The organism is Parapedobacter brassicae, assembly GCF_051400755.1.
Classification (GTDB): Bacteria; Bacteroidota; Bacteroidia; order Sphingobacteriales; family Sphingobacteriaceae; genus Parapedobacter.
Window position 1 is genome coordinate 1,305,228 of the sequence record NZ_JBLFFL010000001.1, and the last position, 19,935, is coordinate 1,325,162.

Sequence of the window (19,935 nt, forward strand, 5' to 3'; positions counted from 1 at the left end):
CTTTGCGCCCTCAAAAACTGACAAAACGTTTGGCTGGGATGCAGAAAATCAGAAATATAGCGATCATTGCGCACGTTGACCACGGTAAGACAACCTTGGTAGACAAAATCCTCCATTTCACTAATCTCTTCCGCGAGAACGAGCAGACCGGTGAACTCATATTGGATAATAATGACCTCGAACGTGAGCGGGGTATTACCATTGTCTCCAAGAATGTGTCCGTCATGTACAAGGACATCAAGATCAACATCATCGACACCCCCGGACACGCCGACTTCGGTGGAGAAGTGGAGCGGGTATTGAAGATGGCCGACGGGGTTATTCTCTTGGTGGATGCCTTTGAAGGCCCCATGCCGCAGACCCGCTTCGTGACGCAAAAAGCACTTGCCCTGGGCCTCAAGCCCATTGTGGTGGTGAACAAGGTCGACAAGGAAAACTGCCGCCCCGATGAGGTGTATGAGGCTGTCTTTGATTTGTTTTTCAGCCTTGACGCCACCGAAGAGCAGCTGGACTTCCCGGTGCTGTACGGCTCGTCAAAGCAGGGCTGGATGTCTACCGACTGGAAGCAACCCAAGGACAATTTTACCGATTTGCTCGATGCGATCTTGCAACACATCCCTTCGGCGCCCTACGCAGAGGGCACGTTGCAAATGCAGGTCACCTCGTTGGATTATTCTTCTTTCGTAGGCCGTATTGCCATTGGTCGCGTAGCCCGGGGCGTCATCAGGGAAAACCAACCGGTATCGTTAGTCAAACGAGACGGAAAGATTGTAAAGTCACGTGTAAAAGAACTGCATACGTTCGAGGGGCTGGGCCGGGTAAAGGTGTCTGAAGTAAAGGCCGGTGATATCTGCGCCGTGGTGGGCATCGAAGGATTTGACATTGGCGATACGCTTGCTGATTTTGAAAATCCCGAGCAGTTGGCGGTCATCAAGATCGATGAGCCGACCATGAACATGCTCTTTACCATCAACAACTCGCCGTTTTTTGGCAAGGAAGGAAAATTCGTGACATCACGCCACCTCCAAGAACGGTTGTACAAAGAGACCGAAAAAAACCTGGCGCTTAAGGTCGTACAGACCGACTCTCCTGATTCGTATCTCGTCTATGGGCGGGGTATCCTTCACCTGTCGGTATTGATTGAGACCATGCGCCGCGAAGGGTATGAGTTGCAGGTGGGTCAGCCGCAGGTCATCATCAAGGAAATCGACGGCGTGAAATGCGAACCCATCGAGACGCTCGTCGTAGACGTACCAGCGGAAGTATCGGGCAAAGTGATCGAACTGGTGACCCAGCGCAAGGGCGAGCTCTTGGTGATGGAGACAAAAGGCGATATGCAACACCTCGAATTTGACATTCCTGCCCGGGGCATTATCGGATTGCGCAACAACGTGCTTACCGCTACAGCGGGCGAAGCCGTGATGGCGCACCGTTTCAAAGCATATGAACCCTGGAAAGGCACCATACCTGGCCGGTTGGCCGGCGTGTTGGTATCCATGGAAAAAGGACAGACCACAGCCTATTCCATCGACAAGCTCCAAGATCGCGGCCGTTTCTTCGTGGACCCCGGTGTAGAAGTGTACGAAGGGCAGATCGTGGGCGAACACATCCGCGATAACGACCTGGTCATCAACCTCGTGAAAGGCAAGCAACTCACCAATATGCGGGCATCAGGAAGTGATGACAATGCGCGCATCGCGCCGGCGATCAAATTCTCGCTCGAAGAATCCATGGAGTACATCCAAGCTGATGAATATATTGAAGTGACGCCTCAAAGTATCCGGCTTCGGAAGATCTACCTCAACGAAAACGAACGGAAAGTCAACGCCAAGAAATTCCATTAGGATAGCCGGATGCATCCATGCCGGCTTAATAACCGGGATTCTGTTCCAGCGCGGGATTCGTCCTAAGCTCACTTGCCGGGATGGGCATCAGGAGGTAGTTGGCATTGAAGGTTATCCCGCCCCCGCCTTCTTCGGGGCGGGCCAAGAAGGTGTTCATGATTGCCGTGGCTTTTTCCGGACCTTGCCGCACGATGTCAAACCATCGCAATGCTTCACACGCAAATTCTAGCCGCCGCTCCTTAAATAGCACTTCGCGGAATGTTTCCTGGTCCGGCGCGTCTGATGCTTGCAGGCTATCCAATCCGGCACGGTTGCGCACGCCATTGACCAATGCAAATGCATCGCCATCGGCCACGTAGCCCAGTTCGTTCAGCACCTCGGCATACATCAGCTGCACGTCGGTGATGCGTACGATGGAGAGGTTGACATCATTATCCACATTGTTGGGAGGCACCGTCCCGTGGGCATATTTGATGTAGAGCAGCGTGAGGCTGTCGACCACATTGTTGCTGGTAGCGTAACCTTTTTGGATGGTCACGTCACGGCGCATATCCCTTTCTTCGTATGATTCATATAAATCGTTCGAAACGGCAAGCCAGGTAGAGCGGCCACCCTGCGGAAACTGCTCGGATCGGATGTTTTCCGGAACGAGCGAGTACACCAAGGGGTTCCCTTGGCTATTCAGACCAGACGTAAACTGGATCTGGAATACATGTTCTGAACCATTATCCTTCGTATTGAGAAAACAGTCGGCGAAGGTTTCATACGGACTCAGTCCGTCGTATGCAAGAATTTCCTCCAACAGCGGTTTGGCGCTTTCGTAGTTGCGCGTAAAAAGGTGCAGGCGCGCCAGGATGCTTTTCGCAGCGAATTTGGTAGCCCGTCCCAGATTATCGCCCCCTTGGTGTTCGGGGAGGACCTCTGCCCCCGCTTCCATGTCAGAAACAGCGAACGCAAACGTCTCCGCCTGGGTGGTCCGTGGAATGGCGGCGATCTCCTCGGCAGTCATCACCCGATCGATGAGCGGCACACCGCCGAAGATCCACCCCAGCTGGAAGTAGCAGTATCCCCTGATGAACCGGGTTTCACCGCTCATAATGGTTCGTACTTCTTCATTGGGGAATTCCCCCGCATCGATCTGGTCGAGTATGTTGTTCGTCCGATTGATCACGCTCCAATAGGCCGACCAAACGCCCAAGATGCGATCGTCGCCAGCCGTAAAGCCGAAGCGAGCAAGGGGATTGTTGGTGGTGTTTTGCTGCGTGTTGATATTGTCACTTAGGCTTTCCATCATCATGGGGTAGTCGAACCCGTGCACGGCCCTCAGGCCCCCATAAGCGCCGAACAGGGCCTGCCTGAAATCGTTGACGGTTTTGTAGAAATCTTCGGTATGGTATGACGACTCCGGCGCGAGGTCGAGGTCCTTGCTGCAGGCCGACCACAACAGGGTTGCCGAAATAATCAATAGGCTAAGCAGTTTCGTCGTTTTCATGCTATTGGCGTTTTCATGCTTCATCTTCGGGACTACATTAAAGCGAGACATTCACCCCAAGGGTAAACCTTTTGGATATCGGATACCCTCCGTAGTCCGTCGCTGGGCGGGTATTTTCATCCGAGCCCGCGCCGCCGGCATTGTTAGCCTCGGGGTTCGAACCGGGATACCGGGTAAACGTATGCAGGTTGTCGGCCATAATAAATAAACGGAGGACGCTCACATTCCATTTTTTTAGCAGCGATTGGGCAAAGTTATAGCTCAACGTCACGTTGCGTATCCGCACGAATGTCGCATCGTATACCCAAGTGTCATTGTATACCGGATTCACGCCGACGACACTGGGGGTCTCGCCATCCCAACTCATATCTACCCCCGCGGGAATATTGGCACTGAACATAGCCGGCTTATAGGCATGCAGCCAATCGCGGTACTGGTTGGTGCCTTCGCCCAGACCGTTATTGAAACCGCGCCTGCCCAGGTAAAACACGTCGCCTCCATGCTGCCCTTGGATATCAAAGCTAAAGTCGAATCCCTTGTAAGAAAGCCTATTGGATATCCCCCACAGAAAATCAGGTTGTGGATTTCCGACGATGGTGTGATCATCCTCGTTGATCTGGCCGTCCTGATTCAGGTCTGCGATTTTGAGGTTACCTTCCAATTGCCCATTGATGATGGGAACCAACGGGTTGCCTGCTTCGTCAAAATCCGACGCCAATAACAGTCCGTCGGTTTGGTACATATAGAAGGCCCCCATGGGTTCGCCCACGATGGTTGCGTAGGCATTGAAATCATTCAATGTCGTTAACATGTTGAGCTGGTCGATTCCGGGGATCAAAGCAAGCACCTTGTTGCGGTTCTTCGAGAAATTCACCGAAGTCGTCCAAAGAAAGTCTTCGGTTTTGATATGCTGCGAGGTCACCTGCAACTCAATCCCGTTGTTTTCCACCTCGCCGATGTTCTGCCTGATGGTCGAAAATCCACTCACCCGCGTAGTGGGCACATTCAACAAAAGGTCGCTCGTTTTATTGAAGTATGCATCGGCGGCAAACTGAATACGATCATTCAACAGCCAAATATCCAGTCCGATGTCCCGGGACAACGTGGTTTCCCAGCTCAAGTTTTCATTTGCAAGGTTGCTAGGCACCATGCCCGTTACCAATTGCCCATTCAGGTTGTAGTCCTGCCGTCCGAGGAGCGATACATGCTCATAATTGCCGATCCGGTCATTGCCAGCGCGGCCCATCGATCCCCGTATTTTGAGCAATGACAACCATTCGACGTCTTGCAGGAAGGGTTCTTCGCTGAGCTTCCAACCGGCAGACACCGCGGGAAACAAGCCCCACTTGCTGTTTGGTCCGAACCGCGACGACCCATCGTAGCGGGCACTGACAGAAAGCAGGTACTTGTCGCGGAAGTTATACTGCGCCCTCCCGAAAAAAGAGGTCGTGGCGCTCTCGCCGATGGTGGTACTCGCCAGCGTAGGATTATTAGCGTTATTGAGCGTAGGCAACAGGTCATTCGGGTAACCATCGCCAGCGGCGGCAAGGATTTCCTGCCGGATACGTTCATAGCCCTGGCCCAGCAACAGCTCCAGGACATGATCTTCACCCAATTCCGGGCGGTATGTTGCGGTATTCTGGATGCTGAACGTGTAATTGTCCGTGCTGGAGGCATAGCCATTGGCCTGTGCGCCCCTATTGACATTTGCCGGTAGAAATTCATTGTACGCCGCGTGTGATGAGATATAGCCGAGCTGCGTGCGCAGCGTCAACCCTTCGAGTGGTGTATAGTCAGCAAAGCTGTTGATTTGCAATTCATTGGCTTTTGCCGCAGCCGTCATCTCGCGAAGGCGGGCCAGCGGGTTTACATAGGTTTGGGCGGGCGAGTAGCCCGTGGCCTCCGTATTTTGATCGAGCTCGACTACCGGAGGCATCGCCAAGGCATAGTGTGCGTTGCTTTCCTTACCGTCGGTCTGCGGGTCATTCATCCGGTTGAACGATGTGGCCACATTAGCGCCCACTTTCACGTTTTCACTGATATTGAACACCGTATTCGCCCGTAGGTTATACCGCTCGAATCCGGTATGCTGCATGACCCCATCTTGCCGCAGGTATGCGCCCGACAGCAGGAAGGTGCCGATGTCCCCGCCACCGGATACGTTTAAGGCATAGTTTTGCATCTGGGCCCTCCGGTAGACCTCCTCCTGCCAGTTGGTGTTAGGGAGGGTCGATGGGTTCAAATAACTCTCGGGATATTGGTATTCTGCCGGACGCCCGGAGAGGGGCAATGACAGATCTCCTCCTGCCTGCTGGAAGCGCGAATCACGCAGGTACCGGATGTAAGCCGTATAGTCATGGGTGTCCATCATGGGTAGAAAGCGGTCTACTTCCTGAAGCCCGACATAGCTGCTGAAATCGACTTTCGTGTCTCCTGCCGACCCCGACTTGGTGGTGATGACGATGACGCCGTTGCCGCCCCTTGCGCCGTATATCGCCGCGGAAGAAGCATCTTTCAGCACCTCCATCGAGGCGATATCCCTCGGGTTTACATTCCGCATATGGTCCTGCGGGATCCCGTCAATAACATAAAGCGGGTTGCTCGACGCGGTGATGGAGTTGACGCCTCTGATTTTGATATTGGCAGATTTGCCCGGAGCGCCGCTGCCCTGACTTACGCGCACGCCGGCTATTTTTCCGGCGATACCATCTTCAGTATTCGTAATGGCGTTGTTTTGGAAGGCATCGCCCCGCAACGAACTGACCGAACCGGTAAGGTTCTTTTTCTGCACCGTGCCGTAGCCGATCACCACTACCTCGTCAAGTTTTTGTGCCTCAGCGGGTACCAGTGTTACGGTCTGCCCATTGGCCAGGCTCATGGGCATTTCGAACGTTTCAAACCCGAGCATCGAGAAAACCAGCATGGCAGCGGTGTCCGTCGACGCTTGAATCTCGAATGCACCCTGCTCATTCGACTGCGCCTGTATATCCGAGCCTTTGACCCCGATGGTAACACCCGGCAGGGGTTTGCCATCGGGGTCTGTCACCTTTCCTTTCACGGCACGTTGAGTAGTATCCCTCTGAGCAGTATCCTTCCGGGAGGTGTCCTTCCTGGAGGTGTCCTGTTGGATGGATTGCTGATTAAATCCCGAAAACGTTGCGGAATAACTTCTTAAATGGCCACAGAGGAAAAGTAATAATACACAACAACTAACATGTTGGAGCATTTGTACCGAAACACTTTTTTTCATCTGTATATAATTTGTTCTTAAAAGGTGATGAAGCTATCAGATTTATTCATCCCACTGTGTGGTCTGAAAAATCATGATGGTTTCATATCCGTTTAACGTTACCCCAAACCAAAGTTTATGGATTGGCTAGCGTATGAATGTGTTTGTTTGAAGTATGCTGGAACTTCTTAATATACAGCGTTGCGGCAGATTTGTTTTTAAAATGTTGGATGCGGTCAGGCCAGCCGTCACCATTTGTTCAAGCGCGCTTCTTCTAAGTCGAGGTTGTGTTCGAGGTCGCGGACTACTTCATCATCGTATCGCTTCTCTTCTGCGATGCGATGCAGCTCGGCCCGGCGCAGTTCAAGCAATTCCAGGGAGATTTTCTTTTGAAGCCGCCTGACGGAAACAAGTTCATTTTTTTTGATGTCTTCATTCAGTGCCAGTTCCGTTGCTTGGATGCTGCGGACAAATTGCTCTTTGATGCGGGCGATCGTCTCGTGTGCTGCCATCTCTTCTTGGTAGTGGCCATCCAAGTGTGAGACCACCTGTTTGCCAAGCCGTAGCCGGATGGATTCCACCTGTTCTTCAATCGGGACGATATCGTCCACTTCTTTTACTTTTAGGAGGCGGAGAAAGAAGGGTAAGGTAAGTCCCTGAAAGACCAACGTGACCAAGATGACCACGAAGGTAATGAATAAGATGAGGTTGCGCTGCGGAAAAGCATCGCCGTTTTGGAGCGCTAGCGGAATAGCCAGGGCCGAAGCCAGCGATACGACACCCCGCATACCTGCCCAACCGATGATGAAGGGCAGTTTCAACCCAGGGCTCCGCTCCCTCGCCCTTACCCGCGGACTAACCCAGCGGGGGATGAATGCGGTGATATACACCAGCACGATCCGGATGACAATGACCATCGCCGATATCAGGAGGGCATACCGTATGGCCTCTTCCATCGAGTAGTCTCCCAAGCCATCTACGATCACCGGTAGTTCCAATCCGATCAGAATAAACACAAACCCGTTGAGCAGGAACCCCACCGTTTCCCACACTTCCTTGGTTTGCATGCGGGTATGGTAGTTGAGGTAGTCTTTCGAGCGAAACGACAAAAACAACCCGCCGCTGACCACCGCAAGGACACCTGACCACTCCAGTTCTTCCGCCACGACATACATGATGTAGGGAGCAATAAGCGTAATTGGTGTGGTGATGCTGGAAGACTTGGCCCAATAGCGGAGAATGAAGTAGAGGATGTGGCCAATGACCAATCCGACAAATACACCCATGACGGCCAACACGAAAAAATCGGTAACGGCCTCCTGCAAAACGAACTGTCCGGTCAGGATAGCCGCCACGGCAAAGCGGAACACCGTCAATGAGGCAGCATCGTTTATCAGGCTTTCGCCTTCGAGGATGGTAAGCCCTCTGCGGGGTATGCTTATCCCCTTGAGCACCGAGGTAGCCGCCACCGCGTCGGGTGGGGAAATGATGCCGCCAAGCAGGAAGCCCAGTGCCAATGTGAAACCGGGAATGATGTTGACCGAAAAGTAGGCGATGGCGAGCGACGTAAAGAAAACCAGGCCGAAACCCATCATGAGGATCGACCGTTTCCATCGCCAGAAGTTGTTCCACGAAGTATACCAGGCTGCTTCAAATAGCAGTGGCGGCAGGAAAATAAGCAAGATGAGATCCGGATCGACTGTAATATTGGGCACAGCAGGTATGAAACTGATCCCCAGTCCACCGATGACCAAGAATATGGGATAGGAGATCTTGATGCGTTGGCTAAGGAGGTAAAGCAACGCCATGGCAAAGAAGAGGGCAAGGATGAGCAGCAACTGGTGTTCGATCATGGAGGCAAAAATATGGATTTTTGCGTCACCTATGGGGCGGACGTTGCGATGGCGACCGACGAGCTGTCTCTGATTTCTTCACTCACCCGTTCAATGAGTTGGTCCCCCTCCTTGATATCGCCAAATATCTCGGTTTGGTCAGCTGTCGTGTTTCCCGTGGTAACCGGCGTCCAAATCGCCTTGTTATTTTCTACCTTGATGACGTATACGCCCTGCGTGCTGCGTAAAACAGCAGACGAAGGCACCGCGAAACCGTTGGCCAGACCATTGAGCGGGATTTCCACCTCGGCTACCATGCCGGGCAGCAATTGTTTTTTGGCGTTGTTGACATCCATCTCCATCCGTTGTGAACGCAATCGGGTATCCAGTGCTCCAGCTAACCGGCTCACCTCGGCCTCGAAGGGTTGGTTGGGAAGCGATTTGACGGTGAATGTCCCTTTGCCGTTTTTTTGGAGATAGCCCGTGTACGATTCTGGCACACTGACCACCAAGCGAAGATGCTCATGATCTTGCAGGGTAAAAATGGGTGCTTCCGAACCGCGTCCTGAAGGTCCCACATAGGCCCCCGGACTGACGTTGCGCGCCGTGATAACCCCGCTGAAGGGAGCCCGTATTTCGAGGTAGTTGCGCATGTCGGCCACCTCGGCATGTGCCGCCTTGGCGGCTTCCAGCTGGGCCAAATCCGCATTTTGCCGGGCTAGCGCCAGCTCCAAATCATTCTGTGATATGGTGCCAGGGGTCTTGCTGGTTTGTAATAGACGCGCATATGTGGCTTTACTGGCCAAAGACGTGGCCTCCTGTGATTTGAGCCGTGATTCTGCACCCAGCAATTGGGAGTTAAGTTCCGGGGCTTCCAGGGTGGCCAGCAATTGCCCGGCGCGCACTTCACTGCCCACATCCGCATGCAGGGTCTTGATGAAGCTGCTTACCTTGGCATACAGGTCTACTTGCTGGTAGGCGATGAGTTCTCCCGGTATCTTGAGTGTCGAGGAAAGCCGATCATGCTTCAACTCAAACGCGGCGATCGAGGGCACTTCCGCCTCAACGGCGGCGTCACTGGATTCGCCCTCCGCATTCGAGGAACCACACGCCTGCCAAAGGGCGGCGCTTGCAACCAGTGCGATTATGGGAACAATGCTAGTCATCATGTCTCGATGGAATATAATGTTTACTTTCTTCATCTTCGGGATCCAAGGATACGCTTTGGGTGGTGGCCCGTGCCTGCCCCCAACCAAATACAAGCGGCAGGATGAACAGGGCGGCAAACGTGGAAGCCGCCAGGCCTCCAATGACTGCCCGGCCCAATGGGGACGACTGATCCCCGCCCTCGCCGTGTCCGATGGCCATCGGGATCATGCCGGCGATCATGGCCAGGGCTGTCATCAAGATGGGACGCATCCGCAGGGCAGCGGCTTCGCGGGCCGCCAATAACGCATCGCCATTATGCTTGCGGAGTTGCTCCGCGTTGGTAATGAGCAGGACGGCATTGGATATGGATACGCCGACCGACATGATCATCCCCATATAGGATTGAAGGTTCAATGTAGAGCCTGTAGCCATCAACAGCAACAGCGAACCCACGATCACGGCAGGCACCGTAGCCAGCACGATCCCCGATACCTTAAATGATTGGAAATTGGCCGCCAGCATCAGGAAAATAACGATGATGGCCACCACCAGCCCGTTTTCCAGGCTGCTCATCGTTTCATCCAGCGTTTGGCTCAATCCGATCAGCTCTACACTGAGCCCGCGGGGCAACTCGCCCAGCGAAGCAATGGCTGCCTTTACGCCCTTTGCAGCGGTGTTCAGATCCACATCGTTGAGATTGGCGGTAACGGACAACATCGGCAGCGCCCCTAAGTTATCATTCTCGCCGTTGGTCGTGCCCGTCGTGATCGTCGCCACATCGCCCAGCACAGGCCGTGTGCTATTGCTGAGCAGCGGTATTTCGGCAATATCGTTGAGGCTGGCCATCTCGCTTTCGGGCACCTGCACCTGTACGCTGTAGCTATAGCCCGCTTTGGTATCTACCCAGGTGCTCTTTTCCGTAAAGCGGGAGGAAGATGTGGCGGCGATGAGCGACCGGCTTACATCGGTCATATCCAGTCCCAGCTGTGAGGCCCGCACCCGATCGACCTTAATGTTGATGGCCGGATAATTAATAGACTGCCCCAACTGCACATCCCTCAGGTAAGGCATTGCAGACAGCTTGTCGATCACCTGTTGCGCATATTGCCGGTTCAAGGCCTTGTCCCGTCCGGATAGCCGCACTTCTACCGGTGTGGGTGATCCCTGGCTGAGTATTTTTTCCGTCAGTTCGATGGGTTCAAAAGAGAGTTTCACACCGGGTAGGTCTTTTCTGAGTCGGGCGCGGATACGTTCCTTCAGCTCGTCCAGGTCCGTGTGGTAGTCTCCGGATAGCGCCACTTGAATAACCGCCTCATGGGGCTGCGCCATCCATAAAAAAATTGGGCTGATGGAAAACAGCGCAGGGTGATTGCCCACATAGGCGGAGGTGATGGATACATGCTCCGCGCCGACAACATCCTTGATCGCGGTGATGGCACCCAGCGTGATTTTTTCCGTATGTTCGATACGAGTGCCCTCCTCTCCACGCAAACGCACCTGAAACTGACGCCCATTCACTTTAGGGAGTACGTCCCGGCCGATGCTCATCATGAGCAGTGCCGCAATACCGCAAACCACCAGCACATAAACGATCACGATCGGCTTGCGGTAAGGCATCATCCGTTCGATGAACCGGAGGTAACGCATGCGCAGGCGCTCGAAGAAGCTCACCTTGCCATCGCGGTTGCTGTCTTCACGTTCCACCAATACTTTCTTTTGATTCCAGGTATCTTCCTCGCTTTCGGCATCCAATCCCGATGCTGCAAATTCCTCCGCATCGCTCATGGTCTGGCCATGTTTGTTTTTAGGATGTTTGGTCTTCATGATCCAGTTGGCCATCACGGGCACAAAGGTCTGCGCCAAAAAATAAGAGACGGTCATGCTGAAGCCGATGGCCAATGCTAACGGAAGGAACAGCGATCCGGGGATGCCGCCCATGGTAAATGCGGGGGCAAACACAGCGAGGATACAGAGCAAGATGAGTAATTTCGGAAAGGCGATTTCTTTACAAGCATCCCAAATGGCCAGCGCCTTTGGCTTGCCCATGTCCAGATGCTGGTGGATGTTTTCGATCGTGACGGTACTTTCATCCACCAAGATGCCAATCGCCAGCGCAAGACCGCTGAGTGTCATGATATTGATGGTCTGCCCGAAGAGACTGAGAAACAGCACCCCGGCAATGATCGAGGTGGGAATCGTGAGGATCACGATTAATGCGCCCCGCAGGTCGCCCAAAAACAGGATGACCATCAAGCCGGTAAGGATGGCTCCGATAACCCCTTCGGTGAGCAAGCTTTTCACCGAGTTGATTACGTAGGTTGACTGGTCAAACTCGTAGCTTAACTGTACATCCTCGGGCAGCTGGCTTTGGATCTCAGGGAGCGATTTTTTCAGGTTTTGCACGACTTCCCAGGTGGAAGCGTCGGCGCTTTTCGACACATTGAGGTACACCGAGCGCCGGCCATTGACGAGTGCATATCCCGCGGTAATGTCGGCCCCATCCTCCACCGAGGCCACATCGCGAACGTAGAGGTTGGATATGCCGCCCTTGAAAATGGGGATGTTTTCAAAATCTTGTATCTCGTCAATGAGCGTGTTTGTGGGGGTAATGTAGCTTTTGTCTCCCATGCGTACATTGCCCGATGGAGCGGTTTGGTTGTTGAACCGCAGCGCCGCCACCAGTTGATCCGGTGAAAGGTTATGGGAGCGGAGGCGTTCAGGATCCACCTTGATGACCACCGTGCGTACATTGCCTCCGAAGGGGGGCGGGGCTACAAGACCGGGGATACGGGTGAACGAGGCCCGCACATAGATGTTTGCCAAATTCAGCAATTCGTTATTGTTTCGCTGGTCACTGCTGAGCACCAACTGCCCCACCGGAAGCGTAGAGGCATCAAACCGGATAATAAACGGCGGATTGGAACCCGCCGGGAAGATCGCCTGGATACGGTTGGCAAATCCGGTGAGTTCTGCGGCAGCCTGCGCCATGTTGGTGCCCGGATAAAAGCTGATCTTCATCAGCGTGAGCCCTTGGATATTCTTGGATTCAATACTTTTGATGCCATTTACAAACAGCAAAATATTGATGTATTGCTTGCCAAACATCGCCTCCATCTGATCGGGTGTATACCCCGAAAACGGGTGGGAAAGGTAGATGACCGGCAGATCAAGTTTAGGGAAGATATCCACCTTGATGGTACTGGTCGCCTTGATACCGAAGAAAAACAGGCCCGCTACGATGACGAGAATAGTGATGGGCTTACGAAGGGCAAATCGGATTAAATTCATAGACGGCTATAATTCATTCATAAAAAGGCCAAAATCTCCCGCAGCGGCAGCCTTGAGCAGGAATGCCTGCCACACGTTATTATAGGCAATATCCCGGTCGGTTTCTGCGCGGACCAACGCATACAAGGCCTGGGTGACATCGACCAGATCGGCCAGCCCATTTTTGTACAGCACGCTCCGCTGTTGATAGGCTTCCACGGCCGCCCTCACCTGCATAGGGGCTTCCCGATAGTTTTCCAGCGCATTTGCAATCTTCGCATCCGCCAGTTGCAGTTGAGCGGAGAGCTGCTGGTCAGCCAATTGGTATTCTTCCTGTAGACCTGTGGAAATAAACCGTTGTGACTTCACTTGCGCGGCAATGCGCGATACTTGGGTGATGTTCCAGGTAATGGCCAATCCCAATAGGTAATTGCTGCGGGTCGGATTGACACCGTCCCAATAATGCTGGGTATAGGCCTGCTGGTCCTGTGCATAATTGCTGGAAAATCCCGAGGCACGCGTCTGCAATACGCCCACTAGCGACACAGCCGGAAAACGCAATGTCTTCAGGTACTGCTCCTGCCGGTCGCTGAAGTCGACCCGGCTTTGATACCACTGCAACTCGGGATGCTGTGATCGTGCCGAATCACCAGCGGGTATACCCAAGGCCTGTGGAATACGGGTGATAAAGAAGCTATCCAGTTGGAACGCCGTGGACGCTACACCCATCAGTACAGCCAGCCTGTTGGCTTGCTCCTGTTCCCTGTCGAGGGCGGTCACCAGTGCGATGTGTGCGCTGGAAACCTCCGCATTGGCCTGGGAAGAATCCACCCCGGCGATCAGTCCGTTTAGCGCGCGGGTAACCGTCACCTGCCGGAAGGTATCCGCCCGGGCGAGATTTTTACGATAAGACGCAGTGAGCCGCTGCGCGGCCAACAGGTTGAGGTAAGCCGCCGCCACCTTTACCTGATGCTGGAATAATTCCTGTTGATAATCCTGTTGGTCGCGCCTGGCCGCCGCCTCGGCGGTCCGGATCCGCTCCCGGGCGCGGCCAAAGGCAAAAACTTCCCAGTTGATATTGCCTACGTATAACGCCCCGAAGGCAGCATTCCAGTTTTGCTCCGGGAGCGGCAATCCGGAGGAGCTCACGCCTAGTCCGCCGAACCCATACGAAGGCCCATTCTGCCCGTTGACGGTGCCATATACCTGTTGCGCAGACAAGGACACGTTAGGCAGGTAGTTGCGTTTGGCTTGCAAAACGGAAGCATCTGCGGCATCTGCATATGCAGCCTTGGCTTTGATGCTCCCGTAATGGTCTATCGCGGTCTGAATGGCTTGTTTTATCGAAAGGGGTTGCTGTTGTGCATGCACATGACAACATAAACCCGTTAAAATGCATGTAAATGTTAGCCAATGGGGTAAAATTAATCGCATGATTTGACCTGATGTGAGCACCTGCTTGAATATGACAAATGTAGCACACTATTTTGAAGTAATTTTGAATAAATGCTTAAGGAATGTGCAAAATTCGTAACAAAAACGTATAACATTTGAAGCTAATCGTTCGAAAACGCTGCGTTTTTGAAAAATCCATAGGCAAACCGAACTAAATCGGATAAAATTTGCCTTCATTCTGAAGGGTGGTATAAGCGGCTCTGGACGTTTGCTTTTATAGGCAAGTTTAGCTAAGTTTGCTGTCGTAGTAAATTCAATCCACTATGATTCAACGTATCCAAAGTCTTTGGTTGTTTCTGGCCTCGGTCACCATTTTTGCGTTGTTCCTCTTTCCGTATTTGCAATATGCCGATATCGGAGGCATGGGAAAGGCGTTGAAAGTGACGGGCGCGTACCATGGGCAGGCAGCGCAGGCCATCCGGGATGAGTTTTTCATTTTGCAAGCCGCGGCGACGGTATTATTAGGGATATGCCCGCTATATATCATTTTCAAGTATCGCAACCGTAAGGTGCAGGCCCGACTGGTTCTGCTGGCAGTGGTGCTCGTGCTGTTGTTTGGCGTTTGGCTATACTTCGCCGCAGGTGCGGCGCTGAATGAGGCCAACCAAGTGCTTTCGGCTCAAAACATCGGGGTAGGTTTTTTCTTGCTGCCGATCAGCATCATCTTTTTGCTGATGGCCATGGGCGGGATTCGGAAAGACGAAAAGTTAGTTAAATCGGCAGACCGCTTAAGATAGTTCGGTATGAAGAGGTTATGGGTTGTATTTGCATTAACGTTCCTGTCCGTCAAGGCCGTATGGTCCCAGCAAGGGGTAGACACCCTGTCCGGGCAGGATTCCAGCACGGTCATCGTTGATGATACCAAGTTCGATATCTTACGATTCACGATCGATTCGACCAGCCGTATAGCTACGGTTGAACTAACGCTCACCAACCTGAAAGAAACGCCGCGGGAGCTTAACATCAATGTATTCGGAACCCAGTTGGTGGATAACGAACGGAATGCCTATTATTTTTCGACCATCACATTAGGGCGAGTCGTGATGCAGTTTGGCGACAAACAAAACTACCTGCACTATCTGTTGCAACCCGATACGCCGGTAACGCTGACGATTACAGCCGAAAAGATTTCTGCCGAGGCTACTGCCATTGAATTGGTGAAAATCACCTTTGAAGACAGTACAGAAACAGGCCGGTTTTTGGATGCCTACCTGAGCGCGGTGTCCGCCCCGGAAGAATGAAGCGTCATGTTACCGATACCGGATCTGTTGGCGATCCATCAAACCCATCTGATCTTTCATCATCTTGATCTGCTCGGCGAGCAATTTATTCTTGTCTGCTTTCTTCGCTTCCTGGAGATATTTGGCAGCCTCCCGCTTATTGCGTTTGGCCATGGCGATGCCGGCAAGGCTCAATTTGGCTAATGCCACATTGTGGTCCATGTGCAACCCCAGTGAAAGGGCTTTCTTGAAGTACTTTTCTGACTGCATGGGCGATTTCTGGGATTCCATCAGTCCCAAGAGCAAATGATAATATCCATGTTGCGCACGCATCAGTTGATTTTCGTAATGGGTGATCCGGCTTAGCCATTGGGATGCCTTGGCCATGTTCTCCTTGCGCAGGTAAAATTGAGCAACGAGCATGTTCTCGTTGAAAAACACGGTCACGAATGCAATGATTGTCAGTAAGATACCCAGTATCCCCCACCCCCACTCGCCATAGAAAAACAAGGCGATGGTACCAATCAGCAGGAGGGAAGATAGGATGATTCGAATAAGATTAGACATCTGTCGTTGTTGTTTTTATACATTGCACTCAAGAACCGTGCAAACTTAACTAAATTTGCGTTCATATAAAAGCAAATTTAGCGTTCTCTCCGCTGCCGCTGAGAAACAACTTCGGCGGAAATATCCGTTTAATTAAGCGCTTTATCAACGGGCGATGATTGATTTTACAAATAAGTGTACATTTGTCGTATGAGCATACAATTGGAAAGCAGTTGGCGAGCGGTACTGGACCCCGAGTTTGACAAGCCCTATATGCAAGCGCTCAAACGTTTCCTCCAGACAGAAAAAAAACAGCATGCGGTCTTCCCGCCAAGTTCCCTCATTTTCAACGCGTTTGCCCATACCCCCTTTGATGAGGTGAAGGTGGTCTTGTTGGGGCAGGATCCCTACCACAATGTCGGGCAGGCACATGGCCTGTCATTTTCTGTTCCCCGCGGCATCGGCATCCCCCCTTCGCTGCGCAATATATACCTCGAATTGAGTACCGATATCCCAGGGTTTCAACTTCCGGACCACGGAGACCTCACTGCGTGGGCCAACCAAGGGGTGCTGCTGCTCAACGCCACACTGACGGTGCGGGCACATACCGCGGGGTCACATCAAGGCAAAGGGTGGGAAGCGTTTACCGACAAGGCGATCGCGGAGTTGTCTGCGCGCAGAAGCGGCATCGTATTCCTGCTGTGGGGCAGGTATGCCAAGAACAAGGCCGCGTTGATCGATCACGGCAAGCACCATATCCTCACTGCCGCGCATCCTTCACCATTTTCCGCCAGTAACGGTTTTTTTGGCTGCAGGCATTTTTCCAAAGCCAATGCGTTTTTGGAAAAGCAGGGAATAGCGCCCATCAATTGGCAGATCTGATCAATATTCCATCGGTACGATGGGTTCCTTTTTGCTGGTAGACATGATCATCATGGTTTGGAATGTTTTTACGTACGGTATTTTGCTGATTTTTTCCATGATCACCGTCTCGTAAGCCTTGATGTCTTTGACGTATACCTTCAAGATGAAATCGCATTGCCCGGTTACATGATGGCACTCCGTTACTTCTTTGATGTTTCGCACCGCCTCTACAAACTCCGGAATGGCATTGTGGGTATGAAAATCAAGCGAAACCTGTATGAATGATTTGATGCCCAAGCCGAGCTTCTCTTCGTCAACAAAAGCATGGTAGCTCTTGATGTATCCCGAATTTTCAAGCTTCCTTACCCGCTCCAGTGTCGGCGCAGGCGACAGTCCGATGCTGGACGCCAGCTGTAAGTTGGTAATCCGGCCGTTTTCCTGTAATAGCTTCAGGATTTTGAAATCTGTTCTATCGGGTTGAAAGGGCATATCTTTTACGAGCGGTCATGAATCTGTGCAAAACCAAATTATATTTGGCAATAATACGATTTATTTTCTATATTATTTGTTGAAAATGACATCATCTGAAGGAGTGTTTGCCGCTCATCTTTAAAGAACCTATTCATTATCACCGATTTGTAAAAATGCGGCGCAGCCAGCCGCAAACGCAAATGAACGGACAATATGCAAGGTTTATTGACAGTTAAATCGTAACTTTGCAACTCGAAAAGTGTAATGGCATCAATCCGCTTACTTTTTAAACGTGAGGTGTGTTATGAGTACAAAAGATGATGAATTGTTGAAGGAGCTCGCGCTCGAAGAATATAAATACGGGTTTACCACGGATATCGAAATGGATGTGGCCCCCACAGGGCTCTCGGAAGATACCGTACGGATGATCTCCGCCAAGAAAAATGAGCCGGCATGGCTATTGGAATGGCGGTTGAAAGCGTTGCGCCATTTCCAGCAAATGGACATGCCCACGTGGCAGAATTTTGATCATCCGGATGTGGATTTTCAGGGGATCTCTTACTACGCTGCACCCAAGGCGAAGCCCAAATTGAACAGCTTGGATGAGGTAGACCCCGAGTTGATCTCCACCTTTGCAAAACTGGGTATTCCGCTGGATGAGCAGAAGGTATTGGCCGGAGTAGTTGCCGTTGACGCCGTATTTGATAGCGTGTCGATCAAAACCACCTTCCGTGAGAAATTGAAAGAGCAGGGCGTGATCTTCTGTTCCTTCGGTGAAGCGGTGCAAGAACACCCCGAATTGGTAAAGCAATACCTGGGCTCGGTAGTGCCGCAAACAGACAACGTTTATGCCGCATTGAATTCTGCTGTGTTTTCGGATGGCTCGTTTGTGTATATACCCAAAGGCGTGCGTTGCCCCATGGAGTTATCCACCTATTTCCGCATCAATGCCGAAAATACAGGGCAGTTTGAACGTACACTGATCATCGCCGACGAAGGCGCATACGTCAGTTACCTGGAAGGGTGTACCGCCCCTATGCGCGATGAAAACCAGCTGCACGCCGCGGTAGTGGAATTGATTGCGCTTAAAGATGCTGAAATTAAATACTCCACGGTGCAAAACTGGTATCCCGGTGATAAGGATGGTAAAGGGGGGATCTACAATTTTGTCACCAAACGGGGCATCTGCAAGGGCGACAACAGTAAGATATCGTGGACACAGGTAGAAACGGGCTCGGCGATCACCTGGAAATACCCAGGCGTGATCCTCAAAGGCGACCATTCCGTGGGCGAGTTTTATTCCGTGGCGCTTACCCGCAATCGGCAGGCGGCAGACACGGGTACCAAGATGATCCACCTCGGCAAAAATACGCGCAGTAAAATCGTGTCCAAGGGAATCTCCGCCGGCATGAGCCACAATAGTTATCGTGGACTGGTCAAGATCGGTCCCGGTGCCGAAAATTCGCGTAACTTCACCCAGTGCGACTCCTTGTTGATCGGTGACCGTTGCGGGGCACACACCTTCCCCTATATCGAAAGCCGCAATAAGACCGCCAAGCTGGAACATGAGGCCACCACGTCGAAGATTGGGGAAGACCAGTTGTTTTACCTTACCCAACGGGGTATCGACCCCGAAAAGGCAGTGGGGCTTATCGTCAACGGGTATGCCAAAGAAGTGTTGAATCAATTACCCATGGAGTTTGCCGTGGAAGCACAGAAATTATTAGCGATATCCCTTGAGGGAAGCGTAGGATAATGAGTATTTAGTAAAGAGTAGCGAAATAACGATGTTAAGTATAAAGAATTTACGAGCAAGAGTAGAAGACAAGGAAATATTGAAAGGGCTGGACCTTGAGGTCAAAGCTGGGGAGGTCCACGCGATTATGGGTCCGAACGGCTCGGGCAAAAGCACCTTGGGAAATGTATTGGCCGGCCGGGATGCCTATGAGGTGACCGAGGGAGAGGTGCTGTTGGACGGGAGAGATCTGCTGGAGCGCTCGCCGGAAGACCGTGCGCGCGAAGGCGTGTTTCTGGCTTTCCAATACCCGGTGGAGATACCGGGTGTTTCCAATATCAATTTCCTGAAGACAGCGCTCAGCGAAATCCGCGCGTATCGGGGGCTTCCTCAATTGGAAGCCCGGGACTTCCTGAAAATGGTGAAAGAGAAGCAGCAATTGGTTGAATTTGATGCCAAGCTGGCCAACCGCTCGCTGAATGAAGGATTCTCCGGAGGTGAGAAAAAGCGCAATGAAATTTTTCAGCTGGCCATGCTCGAACCGAAACTGGCTATTCTGGATGAGACCGATTCGGGGCTGGATATCGATGCCCTCCGTATCGTGGCGAGGGGCGTAAACCAGCTGCGGTCAAAAGACAATGCCTTTATCTTGATCACCCACTATCAGCGGTTGCTGGAATACATTGTGCCCGATTTTGTGCACGTGCTGTACAATGGGCGCATCGTACGTTCGGGTACCGCAGCACTTGCGCTCGAACTGGAAGAGAAGGGTTATGATTGGATAAAGGAAACCGTTGACGCCGAAGGAGCGGTTTGATCGACCACACAAAT

14 protein-coding genes are annotated in these 19,935 nt (G+C 52.2%); 6 read left to right on the plus strand and 8 right to left on the minus strand.

Features of this window, described 5'->3' with window-relative positions; translation table 11 throughout:
• Positions 1–38: 38 nt before the first annotated feature.
• Entirely contained in the window at positions 39–1,844 is a 1,806-nt protein-coding gene (gene typA / locus ACMGDE_RS05260; RefSeq protein ID WP_436831711.1) for a translational GTPase TypA, read from the plus strand.
• Positions 1,845–1,869: 25 nt separating this feature from the next.
• Here typA and ACMGDE_RS05265 read toward each other — a convergent pair whose 3' ends face one another.
• From ACMGDE_RS05265 to ACMGDE_RS05290, 6 genes are all read right to left on the minus strand, one after another.
• On the minus strand, positions 1,870–3,336 hold the full coding sequence (locus ACMGDE_RS05265; protein ID WP_436831712.1) for a RagB/SusD family nutrient uptake outer membrane protein: 1,467 nt from the start codon (positions 3,334–3,336) through the stop codon (positions 1,870–1,872).
• A 37-nt stretch (positions 3,337–3,373) separates the two neighbouring features.
• On the minus strand, positions 3,374–6,394 hold the full coding sequence (locus ACMGDE_RS05270) for a SusC/RagA family TonB-linked outer membrane protein (RefSeq protein WP_436831713.1): 3,021 nt from the start codon (positions 6,392–6,394) through the stop codon (positions 3,374–3,376).
• 419 nt (positions 6,395–6,813) lie between these two features.
• Positions 6,814–8,418 (minus strand): Na+/H+ antiporter, encoded by a 1,605-nt coding sequence (locus ACMGDE_RS05275; protein ID WP_436831714.1) that lies wholly within the window; start codon positions 8,416–8,418, stop codon positions 6,814–6,816.
• 29 nt (positions 8,419–8,447) lie between these two features.
• Positions 8,448–9,566 carry an efflux RND transporter periplasmic adaptor subunit gene (locus tag ACMGDE_RS05280; protein ID WP_436831715.1) on the minus strand — a complete coding sequence of 373 codons (1,119 nt, stop codon included), beginning with the start codon at positions 9,564–9,566 and terminating at the stop codon, positions 8,448–8,450.
• The gene (locus tag ACMGDE_RS05285) at positions 9,556–12,834 is read right to left on the minus strand and encodes an efflux RND transporter permease subunit (protein WP_436831716.1); all 3,279 of its coding nucleotides are present in this window, start codon (positions 12,832–12,834) and stop codon (positions 9,556–9,558) included. The genes ACMGDE_RS05280 and ACMGDE_RS05285 overlap by 11 nt, the downstream gene beginning before the upstream one ends.
• A gap of 6 nt (positions 12,835–12,840) precedes the next feature.
• Positions 12,841–14,184 (minus strand): TolC family protein, encoded by a 1,344-nt coding sequence (locus ACMGDE_RS05290; RefSeq protein ID WP_436831717.1) that lies wholly within the window; start codon positions 14,182–14,184, stop codon positions 12,841–12,843.
• Between the two features lie 347 nt (positions 14,185–14,531).
• Here ACMGDE_RS05290 and ACMGDE_RS05295 point away from each other — a divergent pair, with 347 nt between their 5' ends.
• Positions 14,532–15,005, plus strand: a complete 474-nt coding sequence (locus ACMGDE_RS05295; RefSeq protein WP_436831718.1) for a DUF4293 domain-containing protein — start codon at positions 14,532–14,534, stop codon at positions 15,003–15,005.
• A gap of 6 nt (positions 15,006–15,011) precedes the next feature.
• A complete protein-coding gene (locus ACMGDE_RS05300) occupies positions 15,012–15,509 on the plus strand; it encodes a hypothetical protein (RefSeq protein WP_436831719.1) in 498 nt (165 codons plus the stop codon).
• A gap of 9 nt (positions 15,510–15,518) precedes the next feature.
• On the opposite strand, the gene ACMGDE_RS05305 is transcribed toward ACMGDE_RS05300, so the two are convergent.
• Complete coding sequence (locus tag ACMGDE_RS05305; RefSeq protein WP_436831720.1) at positions 15,519–16,055, minus strand: tetratricopeptide repeat protein; 537 nt, start codon at positions 16,053–16,055, stop codon at positions 15,519–15,521.
• Positions 16,056–16,244: 189 nt separating this feature from the next.
• On the opposite strand from ACMGDE_RS05305, the gene ung reads away from it, so the two are divergent.
• A complete protein-coding gene (ung, locus tag ACMGDE_RS05310) occupies positions 16,245–16,916 on the plus strand; it encodes a uracil-DNA glycosylase (RefSeq protein WP_436831721.1) in 672 nt (223 codons plus the stop codon).
• On the opposite strand, the gene ACMGDE_RS05315 is transcribed toward ung, so the two are convergent.
• Complete coding sequence (locus ACMGDE_RS05315; protein ID WP_436831722.1) at positions 16,917–17,387, minus strand: Lrp/AsnC family transcriptional regulator; 471 nt, start codon at positions 17,385–17,387, stop codon at positions 16,917–16,919. It lies immediately after the preceding gene.
• A gap of 286 nt (positions 17,388–17,673) precedes the next feature.
• Here ACMGDE_RS05315 and sufB point away from each other — a divergent pair, with 286 nt between their 5' ends.
• Complete coding sequence (gene sufB / locus ACMGDE_RS05320; protein ID WP_436831723.1) at positions 17,674–19,125, plus strand: Fe-S cluster assembly protein SufB; 1,452 nt, start codon at positions 17,674–17,676, stop codon at positions 19,123–19,125.
• A gap of 31 nt (positions 19,126–19,156) precedes the next feature.
• Positions 19,157–19,921: a Fe-S cluster assembly ATPase SufC gene (sufC, locus tag ACMGDE_RS05325; RefSeq protein ID WP_436831724.1), complete on the plus strand. Its 765-nt coding sequence runs from the start codon at positions 19,157–19,159 to the stop codon at positions 19,919–19,921.
• The last annotated feature ends 14 nt before the right edge of the window (positions 19,922–19,935 follow it).